17 protein-coding genes are annotated in these 19,904 nt (G+C 37.2%); 14 read left to right on the forward strand and 3 right to left on the reverse strand.

Annotated features, from left to right (window positions below; translation table 11 throughout):
• Positions 1–12: 12 nt before the first annotated feature.
• From hinT to umoD, 8 genes are all read left to right on the forward strand, one after another.
• Positions 13–363 (forward strand): purine nucleoside phosphoramidase, encoded by a 351-nt coding sequence (gene hinT, locus M997_RS08175; protein ID WP_064719623.1) that lies wholly within the window; start codon positions 13–15, stop codon positions 361–363.
• 64 nt (positions 364–427) lie between these two features.
• Positions 428–829: a YcfL family putative periplasmic lipoprotein gene (locus M997_RS08180; protein WP_064719624.1), complete on the forward strand. Its 402-nt coding sequence runs from the start codon at positions 428–430 to the stop codon at positions 827–829.
• 17 nt (positions 830–846) lie between these two features.
• On the forward strand, positions 847–1,428 hold the full coding sequence (locus M997_RS08185; protein WP_064719625.1) for a penicillin-binding protein activator LpoB: 582 nt from the start codon (positions 847–849) through the stop codon (positions 1,426–1,428).
• Between the two features lie 95 nt (positions 1,429–1,523).
• Entirely contained in the window at positions 1,524–2,306 is a 783-nt protein-coding gene (locus M997_RS08190; RefSeq protein WP_239994664.1) for a phosphotransferase, read from the forward strand.
• A gap of 38 nt (positions 2,307–2,344) precedes the next feature.
• Positions 2,345–3,364, forward strand: a complete 1,020-nt coding sequence (gene nagZ, locus M997_RS08195) for a beta-N-acetylhexosaminidase (protein WP_064719626.1) — start codon at positions 2,345–2,347, stop codon at positions 3,362–3,364.
• Positions 3,361–3,897, forward strand: coding sequence for an alpha/beta hydrolase YcfP (ycfP, locus tag M997_RS08200; RefSeq protein WP_064719627.1), 537 nt, complete (start codon positions 3,361–3,363; stop codon positions 3,895–3,897). The genes nagZ and ycfP overlap by 4 nt, the downstream gene beginning before the upstream one ends.
• Positions 3,898–4,351: 454 nt before the next feature.
• Positions 4,352–5,659: an NAD(P)/FAD-dependent oxidoreductase gene (locus M997_RS08205; RefSeq protein ID WP_064719628.1), complete on the forward strand. Its 1,308-nt coding sequence runs from the start codon at positions 4,352–4,354 to the stop codon at positions 5,657–5,659.
• Between the two features lie 882 nt (positions 5,660–6,541).
• On the forward strand, positions 6,542–7,042 hold the full coding sequence (gene umoD / locus M997_RS08210) for a flagellar biogenesis regulator UmoD (protein ID WP_064719629.1): 501 nt from the start codon (positions 6,542–6,544) through the stop codon (positions 7,040–7,042).
• Positions 7,043–7,235: 193 nt separating this feature from the next.
• Here the strand turns inward: umoD and mfd are convergent, their stop codons facing one another.
• A complete protein-coding gene (gene mfd / locus M997_RS08215) occupies positions 7,236–10,679 on the reverse strand; it encodes a transcription-repair coupling factor (protein ID WP_064719630.1) in 3,444 nt (1,147 codons plus the stop codon).
• Between the two features lie 194 nt (positions 10,680–10,873).
• Here mfd and lolC point away from each other — a divergent pair, with 194 nt between their 5' ends.
• The 6 genes from lolC (at position 10,874) to M997_RS08245 (ending at position 16,836) form a co-directional block, all read left to right on the forward strand.
• Positions 10,874–12,076, forward strand: a complete 1,203-nt coding sequence (gene lolC, locus M997_RS08220; RefSeq protein WP_064719631.1) for a lipoprotein-releasing ABC transporter permease subunit LolC — start codon at positions 10,874–10,876, stop codon at positions 12,074–12,076.
• 43 nt (positions 12,077–12,119) lie between these two features.
• Positions 12,120–12,824: a lipoprotein-releasing ABC transporter ATP-binding protein LolD gene (gene lolD, locus M997_RS08225; protein WP_064719805.1), complete on the forward strand. Its 705-nt coding sequence runs from the start codon at positions 12,120–12,122 to the stop codon at positions 12,822–12,824.
• Positions 12,824–14,071: a lipoprotein-releasing ABC transporter permease subunit LolE gene (lolE, locus tag M997_RS08230; RefSeq protein ID WP_064719632.1), complete on the forward strand. Its 1,248-nt coding sequence runs from the start codon at positions 12,824–12,826 to the stop codon at positions 14,069–14,071. The genes lolD and lolE overlap by 1 nt, the downstream gene beginning before the upstream one ends.
• A gap of 88 nt (positions 14,072–14,159) precedes the next feature.
• Positions 14,160–15,008, forward strand: coding sequence for a Sir2 family NAD+-dependent deacetylase (cobB, locus tag M997_RS08235; protein ID WP_074379345.1), 849 nt, complete (start codon positions 14,160–14,162; stop codon positions 15,006–15,008).
• Between the two features lie 51 nt (positions 15,009–15,059).
• Positions 15,060–16,304: a peptidase T gene (gene pepT / locus M997_RS08240; protein WP_064719634.1), complete on the forward strand. Its 1,245-nt coding sequence runs from the start codon at positions 15,060–15,062 to the stop codon at positions 16,302–16,304.
• Positions 16,305–16,527: 223 nt separating this feature from the next.
• Entirely contained in the window at positions 16,528–16,836 is a 309-nt protein-coding gene (locus tag M997_RS08245; RefSeq protein ID WP_064719635.1) for a hypothetical protein, read from the forward strand.
• Positions 16,837–17,117: 281 nt separating this feature from the next.
• Here M997_RS08245 and M997_RS08250 read toward each other — a convergent pair whose 3' ends face one another.
• Entirely contained in the window at positions 17,118–18,239 is a 1,122-nt protein-coding gene (locus M997_RS08250) for a ribosomal protein uL16 3-hydroxylase (RefSeq protein ID WP_064719636.1), read from the reverse strand.
• Between the two features lie 201 nt (positions 18,240–18,440).
• Positions 18,441–19,904: a two-component system sensor histidine kinase PhoQ gene (gene phoQ / locus M997_RS08255; protein WP_064719637.1), complete on the reverse strand. Its 1,464-nt coding sequence runs from the start codon at positions 19,902–19,904 to the stop codon at positions 18,441–18,443.

A 19,904-nucleotide genomic window follows, 5' to 3' on the forward strand; every position in this document is an offset into this window, starting at 1 on the left:
CAGGTGGAAAAAATGGCAGAAGAAACGATTTTCAGTAAAATTATTCGTGGCGAAATTCCCGCCAATATTGTTTTTCAAGATGATACGGTAACCGCATTTCGTGATATTTCACCGCAAGCACCAACACATATTTTAATTATACCGAATAAACTTATTCCTACAGTAAATGATGTTACTGAACAAGATGAGCAAGTTTTAGGGCACCTTATTGTGGTCGCTGCCAAAATTGCTCAGCAAGAAGGCATTGCAGAAGATGGCTACCGCTTAGTAATAAATTGTAATAAACATGGTGGACAAGAAGTGTTTCACATCCACATGCATTTATTAGGTGGAAAACTGCTAGGTCCTTTATTAAGCCAATAACCATTAAATATTATTGAATTAATAGAAAAATTTTCGCGAGTGCGCGCGATAACGGGAAGTTTGCATGATAAAACAAGGTAAATCGTTATTTTCATTACTTGTTATACTGTTTATGACGACATTGGTCACTGGGTGTTTATCATCTAATGCAGATAATAAACTCTACTTTAATCGCCACCAGGCGATAGTGATGGAGCCATCAGTATTAGCCGCAGGTATTGTTGCTGGGCGTCCAGCAATAACGCAACATGCTAATGGTACACGTGCAACAGTGATGCTATCTAATACACAGTCTTACCCAGTTTCTATCCGTTATCGCTTTTATTGGTATAACGAACAAGGACTTGAAGTGTCTCCAGCGGGTCGTGTCAATGATGTGACTATTTTGGGTGATGGTGATACTGAAATTAGCGCCGATATACCAGATAAAACAATTAGCTATGTCAGGGTCTATCTTTTTATTTAGGATAAGGTAACAGCAGTATGAAAAGAATTTTATTTGTTGTGATGTCTGTTTTTTTACTTGCAGGTTGCCCATCGATGTTGCCACAACAGCCACCTGTTCCTGTTGAACCTGTTACGCCAACAGAGCCGGTTGAGCCAACTGCACCAATAGAGCCGCCTATCGAGGTTGTTCCAACACCACCTAAAATTACCAGTATTAATTGGAGTTCAGCTATTCAACCATTAATTAGAGAGATGGCGGTTACGGATGATCTTGTCGCTGGAAAATTATTAGTTGTTGATAATATTAAAAACAATTCCGGTGGAAACATACAAGCTGTTAATGGCACTAATACTATTATCCAATCAGTAAATCAAATTAGTGCTTTACAAACAGTACCTTATGCACAAATGATGTCGGCAAGAAAAGCATTAGGATTATCTGGTGAAGATAGCTTAGGATTACGCAGCGCAGCCATTGGATTAGCTCGTTACCTAAAAGCGGATTACATTTTATTTTCAACCGTTGATGGTAAAAAAGATAATCGGGTGATCAATATGCAGCTAATGTCTGTTTCTACTGGTGAAATACTCTGGAATGGGCGTAATAAGGTTGAGTGATACGCATTACGCCAAATTACTTAATGCACTGCATGCTTTATTCCCGACGATAACATTGAGTAATTGGAAAATTACAGCATTAGCAGGATTAGGCGGTGGGACTTTTCGGCATCCAATATGCTGAGATTGATTGGGTTGCACGATATTATGGAATAGAAAAAACGGCCTTATTTGTTAGAGCCAGAAAGGAGTACGCTATTTTAAAGCAACTTTCTGGCTCTGATTTATCGCCAAAAATTGCGACTCGTTATGGAGAATGGTTTTTTCTTCATTGGCAGCAAGGTGAACATCTTTCATACCAACAGTTGTTTGGCTCTTATTTTCAGCCGTTCGCACAAAAAATTGCTCAGTTACATCAGCAAAAACCTTTTGGTTATCCTCTTGATCTTTGGCATGAATTATCTGTTTATTGGTATGGCATCGATAGAAAACGCTTATCACCAAAATGGTTAGTTTTACAGCGTAATTTTTTACAGCAACCTCGGCACAATCTTATAAAATACGCGCCAGCTCACATGGATTTACATCCTGCTAATATTCTTCTGAGTGATTTAGGTATAAAATTCATTGATTGGGAATATGCAGCCGATATTGATATAGCGGATTCATTGATGACATTTTTTGCTTCTAATCAATTAACCCCGGAGCAACAAAGACAGTTTTTACACTATTATTGTTCATATCATAGTCATCACCTTCAACCCCAAGAGGGAATGCCTTATTCTGTTGAACAACTAAGAAAGAGAATTCTTTCTAGGGAACCATTCATTTTTTATATGATGCTAATGTGGTATGAAGTACGTTGGCAACAAACAAAAGATGAATTATTTTTAATAATGTCAGAACCTTTACGCCGCTATTTTAGTCTGATGAGCTAAAGACATTATATTGTCACAATTACAAAGAGAGGAATGTTATGGGTCCAGTAATGCTTGATGTGGAAGGATATGAACTCGATAGTGAGGAGCGCGAAATATTAAAGCATCCACTGGTCGGTGGATTAATCCTTTTTACCCGCAACTTCCACGATGCTGAACAATTAAATGAATTAGTGCGTCAAGTTCGTGATGCTTCACATGAACGTCTTGTCATTGCCGTTGATCAAGAAGGTGGTCGCGTACAACGTTTTCGTGACGGTTTTACTCGTATTCCAGCTGCTCAATCTTACGCTGCATTAAATGAATGCTATCAAGCAAGTCAGCTAGCACAAGAGGCTGGGTGGCTTATGGCCTCCGAAATGATTGCAATGGATATTGATATTAGCTTTGCTCCAGTGCTTGATTTAGGCCATAGCTGCATCGCTATTGGTGAACGTTCTTTTCATGATTCTCCTGAAGTTGCCATGGCGATGGCTGAGAGTTTTATTAAAGGCATGCGTTCAGCGGGAATGAAATCAACAGGTAAACACTTTCCTGGGCACGGTGGCGTCAGAGCAGATTCTCATAAAGAAACACCTCGTGATGAACGTTCACTTGATGATATTCGCCAGCGTGATATGTCTATCTTTAAAGATTTCATTCAACGCCAATTACTTGATGCCATTATGCCAGCGCATGTTATTTATTCACAAATTGATGAGCGTCCAGCAAGTGGTTCACCTTATTGGTTAAAATCAGTATTACGTGAGCAACTTGGCTTTCAAGGTGTTATCTTCTCTGATGACCTTTCAATGGAAGGTGCAGCTATAATGGGAAGCTATGCACAAAGAGCGCAACGTGCCTTAGATGCGGGCTGCGATATGATTTTAGTCTGTAATAATCGCAAAGGTGCTGTTAGTGTGTTAGATAACCTGTCCTCAGTCAAAGCAGAGCGAATTTCTGCATTGTACCATCATCGAGGTCGCTACACCTTGAGTGAGCTTCAAGCATCTGATCGTTGGAAAAAATCAAATCAGTTGTTGACCCAATTACAGGAGCAATGGCAGGAGCGCGCATGATTATATATTTACATGGTTTTGATTCCAGTAGTCCGGGAAATCATGAGAAAGTTTTACAGCTACAGTTTATTGATCCTGATGTTCGTTTTATTAGCTACAGTACGTTGCATCCTCGTCATGATATGCAACATTTGTTGAAAGAAACGGATAAAGTGATTAAATCGACTAAAGAACCGGTTTTAATTTGCGGAGTCGGATTAGGCGGATATTGGGCTGAACGTATTGGTTTCTTGTGTAATATTCGTCAAGTAATGATAAATCCAAATCTTTTTCCTTACGAAAATATGACGGATAAAATTGACAGACCCGAAGAATATTTAGATATCGCCACAAAATGTATCAAGGATTTCCGTTCTAAAAACAGAGACAATGCCTTAGTAATTTTATCGCGTAATGATGAGATTTTAGATAATCAACGTTCAGCAGATGAATTATCGCCTTATTACTCAGTCATTTGGGATGATAATCAAACGCATAAGTTTAAAAATCTCTCAGAACATCTGTTTAAAATTAAAGCTTTTAATACCAAATGAGGTATTAAAAATTCTTGTTTTAAGATGGATGAAGAGATTTCATCCATTTTTATAACTCTTTGCTTTTACTTCAATATTTTGTTTCTCTTCCATATTATATATTCGTTTGATGTAATATCTCTTTCTCATTCTTTTATCATTTTTTCTTGATATCAATCATTACATTAAAAAAACCACTCCTTATTTAACTGATATACAAAGGCAAAAATTTATTCTAGTCTTCTTTTAGATTACTTTTTGAACACATGAGTTCAGGTATCAATTGGTTTTATCAAAAAAGAGATATGATTATTCAAATATTTTTGATATAAATCAATTTTGGTATGACCATCTTTCCAATTAACTTGTTTGAAAACAAAAATAGTAGACGAAACGATTTAACTGTCGTTATTAAAGTAGATTTCACTAAGCCTACTTAAATAACAATAGTAAATATCTTTATGGAGTGGCGCTTATGTCATTAACAAAAATTGTTATCGTAGGTGGTGGAGCAGGTGGATTAGAGCTTGCAACCAAGTTGGGAGATAAATTAGGCCGTCGTAAAAAAGCCGAAATTACCTTAGTTGATAGAAATAATAGTCATCTATGGAAGCCACTTTTACATGAAGTTGCAACAGGATCATTAGATGATGGTGTTGATGCATTAAGTTATTTGGCTCATGGACATAATCATCACTTTAATTTTCAGTTAGGATCGCTTACAGGGCTTTCTCGGGAAAAAAAAGCGATTACTTTAGCGGCTATTTATGATGAGCACCAAGAATTATTAGTTCCTGAGCGTGAACTTGAATACGATATTTTAGTGATGGCATTGGGAAGTAAATCAAATGATTTTGGTACACCAGGTATTAAAGAAAATTGCATTTTCCTCGATAGCCCGCAACAAGCTCATCGTTTTCATAATGAAATGTTGAATTTATTTTTAAAATATTCAGCAGATGCTAATGCTGAAGCGGAAGGACGCAAAGTTAATATTGCAATAGTGGGCGGTGGTGCAACAGGGGTTGAACTCTCTGCTGAATTACATAATGCCGTTCGTCAACTTAATAGTTATGGCTTGAAAAAATTAGCACCTTCAGCGCTAAATATTACTTTAGTTGAAGCTGGCGAACGCATATTACCTGCATTACCAGTACGTATTTCGAGCGCAGCACATCATGAACTCACCAAATTAGGTGTTAGAGTGATGACTAAAACGATGATAACTAGTGCAGATGAAGATGGTTTGAATACCAAAGAAGGTGAGCATATAGATGCTGACTTAATGGTATGGGCTGCGGGTATTAAAGCACCGGATTTTATGCAAGAAATAGCAGGACTTGAAACAAACAGAATTAATCAATTAGTCGTCAAACCAACATTACAGACAACATTAGACGATGCTATTTTTGCGATAGGTGATTGTGCTTCTTGTCCAAGAAAAGAAGGTGGTTTTGTGCCGCCACGAGCACAGTCAGCGCACCAAATGGCAAGTCGTTGTTATGGTAATATTTTAGCAATGTTAAAAGATAAACCACTAAAAGAGTATGTGTATAAAGATCATGGCTCTTTAGTTTCACTTTCTAAATTTAGTACTGTTGGTAGTTTGATGGGAAATTTGATGAAAGGTGACATGATGATAGAAGGGCGTATTGCTCGTATCGTTTATATTTCACTTTATCGAATGCACCAAATTGCACTGCATGGATATATTAAAACAGGATTAATGATGCTGGTTGGATCTATTAATCGTGTTATTAAACCAAAACTGAAACTGCATTAATTCCATTTCTCCCAATGGGATCTATCTTTTGTTCTATCCTCTAGACAAAAGTTATAGACTAAAACCCTCATATTAGATGAGGGTTTTTTATCTATTTTTCTTTACAGATAAATTTTGAAATGAGATTATCTAATTAAGCCGAAAAATAGTAGCATAAAGTACTAGATGATTTGGCTGTTTATCTTAAAAATAACAAATAACTCTAGAGTACAACCTAACAATGTTAAATATAATTTTATCATTAAGGTTAAATAGTTATAATTTAAAATAGAGTTTTCATTAAATTATTAAGTTGAATTATTTAAGATTTTTCTTAAATAAAAAGCGTCGTTTATTTCATTATTTTTTACGATAAAGTGTTATGGTAATTCGCATGAGTTAATTAAAGTATTAATTATTTATTCATATAATAAAAATACGTTAACTTGTTATTTTTGTTTATTTTTTTGATTAATTAAATTTACTGATTTAGTAAGTGCTTTTTCTATAATACCAATTAAGACAGTTAAGAATAAAGTAAATAGACGACAAATGTTAAGTTGCTGTTATCATAATGCTGTATTGTAGCGTTATAGCTTAGTTACATTTTAGACTCTATTTAAATAAGTCAAATGCTCCCTTAATATTAGAATGAGATCTTAAAAAAATATGGAATATTTATTTAATTAGGTAATTAAAACAAAAATTAGTGGTGTATTTAACATGTCATAAGTACGTAGTTTATTTATTATGTTAACAGCCAAGGATGTTAAATAAACTCTTAAGTAAAACGATATCATTTAAGTTAATACTAACTATATTAATCACTTATAAAAATAGGGCGATTATATAGTGACTTAAGAGCAGTAAAATTAAGGACAAAACAGATAAAAAGGGGAAAAAGTGAGTGTTGATATCAGAAAATACACACTGATAGGACTAATCTTTGTATTAGCTATTCTTTCGTTTATCGTATGGAAGTGGATTTTTCCACAGCCTCAATTCGCTCATGTTGTTTCAGCAACACCAATAAAATCAACCGTGTTTGTTACAGAAGAATATTGTCACCGTATCGGTTTACCTACGCCATTTACACCAGAAAATTTATCAAGATTTCATCCAGCAGAAAAAGAGTGTCGAGTTTTTTACATGATTGAAGCACTCAACGACAAAAATATTGCTCGTTTCCCATATCCACAATTTAAAGAGTGTATTCCTATTTATCGTCAAGAGCGCAGGGTGGTTGGCTATGATGTGCTTTATACCATTGATGGAACACCAGGAAAAGTACGTACTACGTTTAAACCAGGCGAGACTATTCCATTAGATCCACAAGGGCGCTTAATTTTAGAACAAGAACCTTATTGCTCTATGAATGAGAATGTTCCTTGTCGAAAAGAATAATAGATTAAAAATTAATATGTTACGGTAGATATTAATCTTATTACGTCACTCATCTAATAAAAATTAAGATAAAAATATTTAAATCATTGTTGTCATTATTTCAGTTAAAACACCAGTGACATTGAATGCAAATTAAAGGCGTAAATAGTTAAATTTACGCCTTTTTATCAAAGCGTTATCTAGCAGTAGATGATTATCCGATTCGATGCTCAGCAAATGCTTCTAGCATATTATCAATAAAGATAAGACGTTTTTCTCGTTCTGTAAGATCAACAATAAATTTCAATTTTGTTGGTCCATCTAAACGAAAAATTAACGGTTGTTCTTGTAATAAGCTAATGAGATAACTTGGGTCAACATTATTTTTCTTACCAAACTCAATAAATCCACCTTTATCATTAGCCTCAATTCGGGTGATCCCTAAACTCATGGCATTAAGACGAATAGCAGTATTGCGTAATAGATTACGCCCTGCATCTGGTAATGTACCAAACCTATCAATCAGTTCGGCTCTTAAATCATTCAGCTCATTTAAGTCACTAGCACTGGCAATTCGTTTATAGAATGAGAGCCTAACATTAACATCAGGAATATAATCATCTGGCAGCAGAACGGGCATCCTTAATTCAATTTCAGTCTGTTGATTAGTCAGATCTTCTAAGGATGGCTCTCGACCTTCTTTTAATGCATCGACTGCGCTTTCTAATAGCTCCATATACAACGAGAAGCCAATGGTATTCATTTGTCCGCTTTGTTCTTCACCTAAGAGTTCACCGGCACCGCGGATCTCTAAATCATGCGTTGCAAGTGCAAAACCCGCACCAAGATCTTCTAAAGATGCAATAGCTTCTAAGCGTTTATGTGCATCTTTGGTCATCGCCTTAGGATGTGGCGTTAGCAAATAAGCATAAGCTTGGTGATGTGAACGACCAACACGACCACGTAACTGATGTAATTGCGCTAAACCAAAATGATCAGCACGTTCAATAATAATGGTATTGGCACTTGGAATATCTATACCCGTTTCAATAATGGTCGTACATAGTAAAACGTTAAAGCGTTGATGGTGAAAATCATTCATTACTCGCTCAAGGTCTCTTTCACGCATTTGACCATGACCAATCCCAATTCGGGCTTCTGGTACTAATTCAGCAAGTCTATCGCGAGCTTTTTCAATATTTTCAACATCGTTATATAAGTAATAAACCTGACCACCGCGTAAGGTTTCACGCAGTATCGCTTCGCGTACAACTAAATCGTCATATTCGCGTACAAAGGTTTTAACTGATAAACGGCGCGCGGGCGGTGTAGCAATAATAGAAAGATCACGCATTCCACTCATAGCCATATTTAATGTACGAGGGATAGGTGTTGCAGTGAGCGTTAAAATATCAACATTAGCACGCATCGCTTTAATTCGTTCTTTATGGCGTACACCAAAACGATGTTCTTCATCAACAATTAACAGACCCAGATCTTTCCATTGAATACTTGGTTGTAATAGCTTGTGTGTGCCAATTACAATATCTATAGTCCCTTCAGCTAGTTTTTCAGTGATCTGTTGTTGTTCTTTGGCACTACGAAAACGTGAGATCATCTCAATATTAACGGGCCAATTAGCAAAACGATCACGGAAATTATCGAAGTGTTGCTGAGCAAGCAGTGTCGTAGGAACTAAAATAGCAACTTGTTTATTATTGCTAATGGCAAGAAAAGCAGCGCGCATTGCTACTTCAGTTTTACCAAAGCCAACATCACCACAAACTAATCTATCCATTGCAATAGGTTGACACATATCGCTAAGTACAGCATTAATCGCCATTTCTTGGTCTGGCGTGGTTTCAAATGGGAAGCTTTGGCGGAAAGATTGGTATTGTTCTCTATCCATTTTAAAGGCAAAACCCGTTTTAACCGCGCGTTGAGCATATACATCTAATAGTTCAGCAGCGACATCACGTACTTTTTCAGCTGCTTTTTGACGCGCTTTAGTCCACGCCTCGCCGCCCAATTTATGAAGCGGGGCATTTTCATCAGCACCGCCTGAATAGCGGCTAATCAGATGAAGTGAGGAAACAGGAACATAAAGTTTATCGCCACCCGCATAAGTCAGCATTAAATACTCAGCTTTAACGCCACCCGCTTCTAGTGTGGTCATACCTTGATATCGACCCACACCATGTTCAAGATGAACAACAGGCTGTCCTGGACTCAACTCAGCGAGGTTACGAATTAAAGTATCAGTGTTGATTGTACGGCGATTATCTTGACGACGACGATTAACACGTTCACCAAGCATATCGCTTTCGCAAATCATCGCGAGTTGGCGGTGACTATCAATAAAGCCGTGTTCAGCAGCACCAATAATAAAGTAACAGCCTTTTTCTTTAGCATCAGCTAATTCAATAATTTGCTTTGGCGCTATTTTTATACGGGATAACAGCTCTTGTACCGTTTCGCGTCGGCCTTCACTTTCAACAGAAAAAACAATACTGCCGGAGAACTGCTCTTGGAAACGGCGCAAGTTATCGAGAGGGGATTTACTTTGCGCATTAATTGATAAATCAGGTAGTGGCTGATAACCCAGATTTGTTTGCCCAGCCTTTTCAGGTAAGATTTCGCTGCGTAGCTGAATGCGTGGCCACTGCTTTAGCGCTTTATTGAAGTTATCAACATTTAGCCAGATATCATCCGGGGGTAATAGTGGACGCATAGGATCGACGCGCCTACTTTCATAACGCTGATTGATATCTAGCCAAAATTTATCAGCTGAATCTTGGAGGTCTTGCGTAACAATTAAGGTATTTTTAGGAAAATAAGCAAATAAATTTGATAGTGGCTGACTAAAAAATAGCGATTGCCAATATTCAATCCCAGCGGGTAATACATGTTTACTGACTTGCTGATAAATATGTTCCGGATCACGCCTTACATCAAAGCGCTCACGCCACTGACTACGAAATAGCTCAATTGCATTTGCATCAGTAGGGAATTCATGGGCAGGTAACAGATTTATTTGCTCAACTTCAGCTAAAGTACGTTGTGTATCAACATCAAAAGTACGCAAACTATCAATTTCATCATCAAAAAAATCAACGCGAAAGGGTAACTCACTTCCCATCGGAAAAAGATCGAGTAATGCGCCTCGTGTCGCGTATTCACCATGTTCTAAAACTTGTTCTACATGGCGATATCCTGCTTCATCAAGTGTTTTGCGTAAATTATCACGAGAAAGTAGCTCACCTTTGTGCATTATTAATGCATGACCTGCGAGATAATCCGTAGGACAGACTTTTTGCATTAACGTATTGACTGGTAAGATTAAAATTCCCTTGAGAAGTGATGGGATACGGTATAGCGTAGAAAGGCGATTAGAGATAATCTCTTGATGAGGCGAAAAACTGTCGTAGGGCAATGTTTCCCAATCAGAGAGGGTATCTACCGGATAATCACAAAACTGACGGATTTCATCTTGTAACCGTAATGCGTTTTGCATATCCCGAGTGACAAGAACGACTAATCCCGAATGACGTTTAATGATATCTGCGCATTCTAAGGCACAAGCGGCACCTGACAGCTGACCTAGCTGGCGAGTATCCCCTTGTTTTACAGGAAGTTGATAACGATATTCTGAGGACATAAGCGTGTAATGTGAACTCTTGGTTGTAGTTAACTCCCAACACATCTTCAGCGTAATCGCTAAAGCTTAAACTGGCGGGCAGGTTAAGATAAAAGAAAAAACCACAGTTTGGGAATAGAGTGGTTCCATTCAGTAAGACTACCCTTTATTATCCCTGAACACTTCGCATTAGCAACAGGAACAGCACAGATTTCATGTACAATTCTGTCTCATTTTTTATAGGGCTCCGTTATATGCGGGGTCGTGCGGTCGATAAGTTCGGCCGCTTCGTCTCTTGGCTATCAGCTTTAGGGATTATGTTAGGTGTTGCGGCACTAATCACTGTGACTTCTGTAATGAATGGTTTTGAGCGTTCATTACAAGACAGTATATTGGCCTATATTCCACAAGCTATTATCACAACCCCTAATGGACAATTGCCAAAACAAGATAGCACTGCGCAAACTTTATTAAAACGAGAAGGTGTTATAAATGTCGTTCCTTTAGTTGAAGGCGATGTTGTTTTACAAAGTAAAGACAATATCAGTGTTGGCATAATGTTAGGTGTTGAAAAAGCGCAAGATGAACCATTAACACAATATATTCGTTATGGTAATTTTTCGATGCTTAAAGCGGGTGAATATGGCGTTATCCTTGGTAATAATTTAGCTAAACAGCTAAAAGCAAAAGAAGGGGATAAAATCCGTCTCATTGTTCCTAGCGTGAGCCAATTAACGCCAATGGGCAGAGTTCCAAGTCAGCGACTTTTTACTGTCAAAGGTATTTTTCAAAGTGGTGGTGATGCTGATGCTTCACAGGTTCTTGTTAATCAGCAAGATGCTGCACGTTTAATGCGTTATCAACCCGGTAATATTACTGGGTGGCGTCTCTTTTTCTCATCTCCACTGAATATCGAAAAATATAGCGCTCAATCTTTACCTGAAGGATTAAGTTGGAAAGATTGGCGAGAGCGTAAAGGTGAATTTTTCCAAGCTGTTAAAATGGAAAAAAATATGATGGGATTATTATTAAGCTTAATTATTGCGGTGGCAGCTTTTAATATTATTACCTCTCTTTCTTTATTGGTGATGGAAAAACAAGGTGAAGTCGCTATTTTGCAAACAATGGGATTAAAGCGAACTCAGATAATGTCTATCTTTATGCTGCAAGGTGCTGGCGCTGGCATTATGGGAGCTATAGCTGGTGGGTTATTAGGTGCCTTACTGTCTAGTCAGCTTAATATTATTATGCCAGCCGTTGGGCTTATTCCTCATGGTGTTGAATTACCTGCAACATTAGAATGGGGACGCGTATTTATTATTGGTTTTGCTGCCATTGTTATTTCACTTTTATCGACTTTATACCCGTCTTGGCGGGCAGCGACAATTCAGCCAGCAGAGGCGCTACGTTATGAGTAATTCTTCTTTTAAATCAGAATACCCATCAGAAATACAAGCAAAAATTGAGACACAATATTTATTAGATTGTCATGCGCTATGCAAAGAGTACAAAGATGGTTCGATCTCAACGCAAGTTTTAAAATCAGTCTCTTTTTCAATGGGGCAAGGTGATTTTTTAGCTATTGTCGGAAGTTCTGGATCGGGTAAAAGTACGTTATTACATCTATTAGGTGGCTTAGATTCGCCAAGTTCAGGCGAGGTCTTTTTTAAAGCACAATCACTAAATAAGCTCTCATCGTCGCAAAAAGCAGATTTACGTAATACTCAACTTGGTTTTATTTACCAATTTCATCATCTTTTGCCTGATTTTACGGCGCTTGAAAATGTTGCTATGCCTTTAATGATTGGCGGCGCCAGTGTGGCCAATGCAAAACAAAAAGCGATGTCTCTTTTAGACGCTGTTGGCTTAAAAGAGCGAGCACATCATCGTCCATCAGAGCTTTCTGGTGGTGAAAGGCAACGTGTTGCTATTGCGAGAGCTTTGGTGAATGATCCTGCGTTAGTTCTTGCTGATGAGCCAACAGGTAATCTTGACCAAAAGAATGCTGAAGCTATTTTTGAATTATTGCTGAAGTTAAATAAAGAGAAAAAAACGGCATTTTTAGTGGTGACACACGATTTAGCATTAGCTGCACGTTTTCAGCGTCAGCTTGAAATGAAAGATGGTCAATTACAGCAACATGACTCGGTTTCAGGAGTGAAATAATGGCTCAGTTGCCACTTGCTTTAGTGACTGCTCTGCGTTTTTCAAGAGGACGAAAGCGTGCAGGAATGGTCTCTTTAATCTCAATTATATCGACATTAGGAATTATGCTCGGTGTCGCTGTTCTTATTATTGGCTTAAGTGCCATGAATGGTTTTGAGCGCGAGCTAAAAAATCGCATTCTTTCTGTTGTTCCTCATGGGCAAATATATTCAGTTGAACAGCCATTTACGCAGTGGCAATCGGCATTACCGCGTATCGAAAATACCCCGGGCGTTGCTGCTGCTGCACCTTATATTTTGCTTACAGGACTATTAGAAAAAGGCACTGATTTAAAAGCCGTTCAAGTAATGGGAGTATTGCCAGAAAAGCAACCTGATATCAGTCTATTACCCAGTTATGTACAAGATAACGCATGGCAAGATTTTAAAGCCGGAAAACAGCAAGTTATTATTGGACAAGGTGTTGCTGACTCATTAAAAATTACTAAAGGCGATTGGTTAACTGTATTAATTCCTAATAATGACGATCCAACTAAGTTATTACAGCCTAAACGTATTCGTTTACAGGTGAGTGGGATTTTTCGTTTAAGTGGTATGCTCGATCACCAATTAGCCCTTATTCCACTGACTGATGCTCAACAATATATGGATTATGGCAATGGTGTTACAGGGATTGAAATAAAAACGGCCGATCCTTTTACTGCTAATGAAGTTATTCATAATGCAGGATTAAATAGCCAAGAATATGTTTATGCAAAAAGCTGGATAAGTGATTATGGTTATATGTATAGCGATATTCAGATGATCCGCAGCATTATGTATTTATCGATGATCTTAGTAATAGGTGTTGCCTGTTTTAATATTGTTTCTACGCTTATTATGGCCGTTAGAGATAAAAGCAGTGATATTGCTATTTTAAGGACTCTTGGTGCAAGAGATAGTCATATTCGTAATATTTTCCTATGGTATGGTTTATTATCTGGCATGATTGGTTGTGTTGCTGGGGTTATTGTGGGTGTTTTAGTTGCACTTAATCTTACGCCGTTGGTTTCTGCTATTGAATCACTTACAGGGCATAGTGTGCTTTCAGGCGATGTTTATTTTGTTGACTTTTTACCTTCTGAAATTCATGGAATAGATGTTTTTTCTGTATTTCTTACTACGGTTGTCTTAAGTCTAATAGCCAGTTGGTATCCTGCTCGTAGGGCAACTAAACTTGATCCGGCGAGAATTCTAAGTGGACAATAAGTTTAATGGCATAAAAATAAATAGAACACATTAAAATCGTTAATTTAAAACAGCTATATTTTAAAAGTGAGAACCAAGGATTGTTATGATGAAACTTCGTCATCGTCGGTTTAGGAAATATCGTAAGATTAAGTATCTACGCAGACAACATGCTCGTTGTCGTTATTTTCAATTAACCCATAAAACGGAGCATGAAATGAATTTACCCAAAGTCGTCGTATTAACTGGGGCTGGCATTTCAGCTGAATCAGGAATTAAAACATTCCGCTCAGAAGATGGATTGTGGGAAGAGCACCGTGTTGAAGATGTCGCAACGCCAGAAGGTTATCAACGAAATCCCAAGTTAGTTCAGCAGTTTTATAACGAGCGTCGTCGTCAACTGCAACAGCCTTCTATTCAGCCTAATGAAGCTCACTTCGCATTAGCAAAACTAGAGCAGCGCCTTGGTAAGGAAAACTTCTTACTTGTTACACAAAATATTGATAATCTGCATGAAAAAGCAGGTAGTCAGCATGTTTTACATATGCATGGTGAGTTGCTCAAAGTGCGTTGCCCTCAATCTCGTCAAGTTTTTGAATGGAAAGGCGATTTGGAAACGAGTGACTATTGCCATTGTTGCCAATTTCCATCACCTTTGCGCCCACATATTGTGTGGTTTGGTGAGATGCCACTAGGAATGGAAGAGATTTATCAAGCATTAGCTGAGGCAGATATTTTTATTTCTATTGGTACTTCTGGCAATGTGTATCCTGCCGCTGGGTTTGTACATGAGGCAAAACTGACAGGAGCGCATACCGTTGAGCTAAATCTTGAGCCAAGTCTCGTTGAAAGTCAGTTTGAAGAAAAACACTATGGCCCAGCGAGCCAGGTTGTTGATGATTATGTTCATAAATTGTTTGATTTAATTAATGATCCTAAAGCTGATTTGACGCAATAATTATTTTTTAAAGTTCCCTATTATGAATCTTAGAGAGATTTAGGGGGCAAAATGGATAAATTATTAGAACGGTTTTTCGAATACATTAGTTTTGATACTCAATCAAAGCCATCTTCAAAAATATCGCCAAGTAGTGATGGGCAATTAAAGTTAGCAAAAGCGTTGGTGCAAGAGCTAAAAAAATTGGGTTTTTCTGATGTCACACTCAGTGATAAAGGCTGTGTGATGGCGGGATTACCCTCTAACGTTTCATGGCCAGTACCCGTAATTGGTTTTATTTCGCACCTTGATACATCACCTGATTTTTCAGGTAAGCATGTAAAACCACAAGTACTTGAAGATTATCGTGGGGGAGATATTGCCCTTGGTATTGGTGATGAAGTGTTATCGCCAGTTATGTTTCCAATTCTGCACTCAATGATTGGTAAAACATTAATTACTACAGATGGAAAAACATTACTTGGTGCTGATGATAAGGCTGGTATTGCTGAAATCATTACGGCGATGGTACGTTTAAAAGAAACTAATCGACCGCACGGTGATATTCGCATTGCTTTTACGCCAGATGAAGAGATTGGCCGTGGTGCGCACTATGTTGATTTAAAAGAATTTGGTGCAAACTGGGCTTATACCGTCGATGGGGGTGGTGTTGGTGAACTGGAGTTTGAAAACTTCAATGCTGCATCAGTAAGCATCAAAATTGTAGGTAACAATGTGCATCCCGGTAGTGCTAAAGGTGTGATGGTAAATGCGCTTGGTTTAGCTTCACGTATACACCAAGAATTACCAACAGATGAAACACCAGAAAATACGGATGGCTATGATGGTTTTTATCATCTTCAAAGCATGAAAGGCAGTGTAGAAAGAGCGGATATGCACTATATTATCCGTGATTTTAACCGTAATCAGTTTGAAAAACGCAAACAAAATATGATTGCGATAGCAGAGAAAGTTGGTAAAGGTTTACACCCAGATTGCTATATTGAACTGACTATTGATGACAGTTATTACAATATGCACGATAAGGTTGTTCAATTCCCACATATTATTGATATTGCTAAGCAAGCGATGATTGATTGCGATATTGAGCCAGATATTAAGCCTATTCGTGGCGGTACTGATGGTGCACAACTTTCTTATCGCGGTTTGCCTTGTCCTAATATTTTCACTGGTGGCTATAACTTCCACGGTAAACATGAGTTTATTTCTCTTGAGGGAATGGAAGCGGCAGTTAGCGTTATTATGCGAATTGCAGAAATAACGGCGGAAAGAGAAAAGACGAAAGTCATTAGTTAATTTACAACTTTATAAATTTTATATACAACAATAGCCGAATAACGGCTATTGTTGTTTTTGGGCTATTTCTAAATCTAAATTTAATTATTTAATAAATAGTGTAATAAGTCTGATTATTCATTTAACCTTGAATATGAGGTTGTTTATTAAGTAATCTTATTTGATTGAAAGAAAACAATATCGCTTATAGTAGTTGTAAAATGACTAAACAATGGATGTTATAATGAAAACGACAACAGAATTATTATTTGAACCAGTAATAACTGAAAACTTACAACTTCGAGATAATGGAACTAAAACTGTTAATATTGAAGATAATGTATTGACTATAAAATCAGAAAAACAATCACTAATTCTGGTGGTTAGTTACTTTATTATTTCCTTTGCTATTCTATTCTCTTTGTTTATGTTAAATAATAAACACACACTATTATTATTATCTCTTCAAGTATCTTTCTTTATTTTTATACCTCTATTTTTTAAGAGCACTAGAATGTTTTTAAAAGAAGCGATAAATTATTTAATGCGCTAGATTTAAAGCGATAACATAAAAAATAAAAGTGATAATACTCTTTAATAAAAAGGTTTTAATAAATAATTTTAGGTAATAAAAATCACAGAATAAATTATATAAAGATAATAATTTTTTCTATAGTTGATGGTCTTGTTTTAAAACTAGCCACTGAAACTTGAAATAAACATAACTATTAACTTAATAAATGATAGATAATATCTTAATATTAAAAATAGGATAATTAAAACCCAGCTTTAGTTAGCTGGGTTTTAAATGTAATAATTAGTTGCTATTGACAATTAATCATCAAAGTACCAGTAACCCTGATTCACTAAATGTGTTAATAAACGAACAAACTTAGGGTCACCTAGAGCATCACCTAAATGTTCTTTATCCACTTGGGCGTATTGGCACAAAGCATCGGCGGCTTCAATACGATCTGTATTCATTAACTCACCATTTACAAAACAGTTATCACCGACACGTAGTGCGCGAATACCGTTTAAACGATTAAGTTTTTCGCCTTGCAGTAGTAAGTCATGAATTTCTGCATTTTCATAGAGAGGCTCAGGTACTGCCAAATCAAGTTCATGGCGGGATTGAGAAATAAACTCACCAAACCAATGGCGGAATACTTCTGGTTGAGCCAATAAATCTTCCATCATGTCATGCAATTTATTGAGTTCTTGATGCTGAACTAACGCAGGATTTTCACGTGGTGTTAAATCTGGGTCGCTATATCGATAGCTACCTAAATCGTTAGCAAGAACATAGTCAGCAAAACCACTGAACAGCTCACGTGCATTTGGCGCACGGAAACCGACAGAATAGTTGAGTGATTCTTCAATTGCATAACCTTCATGTGGGAATCCAGGTGGAATATAAAGAATATCTCCCGGTTCTAGCTCTTCATCAATAATTGCTTCAAATGGGTCAACTTGAAGTAAGTCTGGGTGAGGACAGTGTTGTTTCATTGGGATTTTTTCCCCAACACGCCAATGACGGCGACCTTGTCCTTGAATAATAAAAACATCATATTGATCAAGATGAGGGCCAACACCACCACCAGGAACTGAATAAGAGATCATGAGATCATCAATACGCCAGTCAGGTAAAACACGGAAAGGTTTCATTAACGCAGCACTAGGAAAATGCCAGTGATCAACCGCTTGAACTAATAAAGACCAATCTTTATCGCCAAGACCATCAAAGTCCTCAAAAGGTCCGTGTTTGACTCCCCATTGTCCGTCGTGACAGCTAACAAGACGGCTATCTACTTCATCTTCCATTGCAAGACCAGCAAGTTCGTCAGGAGATAAAGGATCAACAAAACAAGAAAAGCCGTTTTTTATTAATAAAGGGCGCTTTTGCCAATGGCTTTCTAAAAATGCATGCCAATCTAAATTAAGTTTATAGTCCATTGTGTATGTCCTGAATTCGGGAAGCCTGAAAAACATAATATAATGAATTGAAACTTCCTGCTAAACATTCCTTTGAGCAATGTGAGTAATAACGATTAACATAGTGATAAGTGAACAGATATCATACATAAATGAAATAATAGCAATAAGTAAGGTGTCTGATTGGTTGTTGTGTCATCAGTAGACACTTTTATATATGCACTATTCTCGTTCTAAAGTTAGCTGTTGTTCTTTAAATACAACAGTAATTCGAGCGCCGCCTAATGGACTATCTGCGATAAGAATTTCACCACTATATTGCTCAATAATATCAACTGCGATAGATAAACCTAAACCTTGTCCAGGGCGAAGGGTATCTGCTCGTGTTCCACGCAAAAAAATAGCTGCTCTTTTCTCTGGATTTACACCGGGACCATCATCATCAACAATAATAATGACGCTATTTTCAGTATTGTTAACGTTAATTTCGACAAACTCGAGACAATATTTACATGCATTATCAAGAATATTTCCCATCACTTCCATAAAATCATTTTTTTCGCCTAGCCACATTATTTCTGGTGAAACATTTAAAGAAAGGTCAACACCTTTAGACTGATAGACTTTACTTAAAGCACTGCAAAGGTTGTCGAGTAATCCAGATAATGAATGAAGCTTTCGCGTAGTAATATCATGATCACCATGTATTGATGCACGATGTAGATAATAACCCACTTGTTGAGATATGCGCTCAATTTGAGAGAGCATAATAGGTTCTGCTTGCTCTATCGTCATTTGTTTACCTGAACGTAAAGAGCGCAGTGTTGATTGTAATACTGCCAAGGGTGTTTTTAAGCTATGAGTTAAGTCAGATAAACTAGTGCGATATTTGCTATAGCGATTGCGTTCATTACGTAACAGCACATTAAGGTTACGCACCAGTCCTTTTAATTCAGTAGGCGGATTTTCATCAAGATCACTACGAGAGCCTTTTTCTAACGCACTAATTTGTTCAATAACAGATTTTATCGGCCTTAAACTCCAATGGGCCGCTAGCCAAATTAAAGGTATTACTAATAGAAAGTTGGCAAGGAGAACATACAGAAACCAGTCCCATACTTGACTTGTTTTTTGCATTTTTTGAGGAATAGGATCGATAACGGCAATAGCAAGATAAGGAATATTATTTTCGGCAGGGTAATGATTTATCACTACTGAGTGCGTTAATGAATCATTGCGAGAATATTCATCAAGTCTTTTTAAATAGGCTCGATATTGGGGGAGTTGTTGCAACATTAAACGCGTTGTTTTGACATCTGCTGTTATCTCGAATAAGCCTTCTTCATTACGCCACTTAGGATTAATGCTATTAGGAATTGATTTAGGTAAATCAGGTGGTGTCCATAACACATCACCTTTGCTATCAAAAATAACCACTAGTGATGTATTGTTGTTATTTAAATTAGTAGGAAATTCAATATTCAGCTTACCATTTTCCCATTGAGCGAGGCTGTAGTAGAGATTGCTCTGGCTACGCATTAGCATATAGGTTGTTTTATCAATACTAACAATAGAACCAACAATTGCTACCAACCCATAAGAGAGAGTGAGTGCTAAAATAATGGCACTGGTAGCAAGTAGGAATCGGGTTCGTAATGAAAATGGTGAACGCTGTTTTTTTTGCAT

Origin of the sequence: Proteus hauseri ATCC 700826, assembly GCF_001654965.1 — a bacterium.
Lineage (GTDB): Bacteria > Pseudomonadota > Gammaproteobacteria > Enterobacterales > Enterobacteriaceae > Proteus > Proteus hauseri.

What these genes read in the sequence shown, in the direction of transcription:
- pepT (WP_064719634.1), top strand. Translation starts at nt 15,060, where the DNA reads ATGGATAAATTATTAGAACGGTTTTTCGAATACATTAGTTTTGATACT.
- M997_RS08245 (WP_064719635.1), top strand. Translation starts at nt 16,528, where the DNA reads ATGAAAACGACAACAGAATTATTATTTGAACCAGTAATAACTGAAAAC.
- M997_RS08180 (WP_064719624.1), top strand. Translation starts at nt 428, where the DNA reads ATGATAAAACAAGGTAAATCGTTATTTTCATTACTTGTTATACTGTTT.
- cobB (WP_074379345.1), top strand. Translation starts at nt 14,160, where the DNA reads ATGAAACTTCGTCATCGTCGGTTTAGGAAATATCGTAAGATTAAGTAT.
- lolC (WP_064719631.1), top strand. Translation starts at nt 10,874, where the DNA reads ATGTACAATTCTGTCTCATTTTTTATAGGGCTCCGTTATATGCGGGGT.
- ycfP (WP_064719627.1), top strand. Translation starts at nt 3,361, where the DNA reads ATGATTATATATTTACATGGTTTTGATTCCAGTAGTCCGGGAAATCAT.
- phoQ (WP_064719637.1), bottom strand. Translation starts at nt 19,904, where the DNA reads ATGCAAAAAAAACAGCGTTCACCATTTTCATTACGAACCCGATTCCTA.
- hinT (WP_064719623.1), top strand. Translation starts at nt 13, where the DNA reads ATGGCAGAAGAAACGATTTTCAGTAAAATTATTCGTGGCGAAATTCCC.
- nagZ (WP_064719626.1), top strand. Translation starts at nt 2,345, where the DNA reads ATGGGTCCAGTAATGCTTGATGTGGAAGGATATGAACTCGATAGTGAG.
- mfd (WP_064719630.1), bottom strand. Translation starts at nt 10,679, where the DNA reads ATGTCCTCAGAATATCGTTATCAACTTCCTGTAAAACAAGGGGATACT.
- M997_RS08185 (WP_064719625.1), top strand. Translation starts at nt 847, where the DNA reads ATGAAAAGAATTTTATTTGTTGTGATGTCTGTTTTTTTACTTGCAGGT.
- M997_RS08205 (WP_064719628.1), top strand. Translation starts at nt 4,352, where the DNA reads ATGTCATTAACAAAAATTGTTATCGTAGGTGGTGGAGCAGGTGGATTA.
- lolE (WP_064719632.1), top strand. Translation starts at nt 12,824, where the DNA reads ATGGCTCAGTTGCCACTTGCTTTAGTGACTGCTCTGCGTTTTTCAAGA.
- M997_RS08250 (WP_064719636.1), bottom strand. Translation starts at nt 18,239, where the DNA reads ATGGACTATAAACTTAATTTAGATTGGCATGCATTTTTAGAAAGCCAT.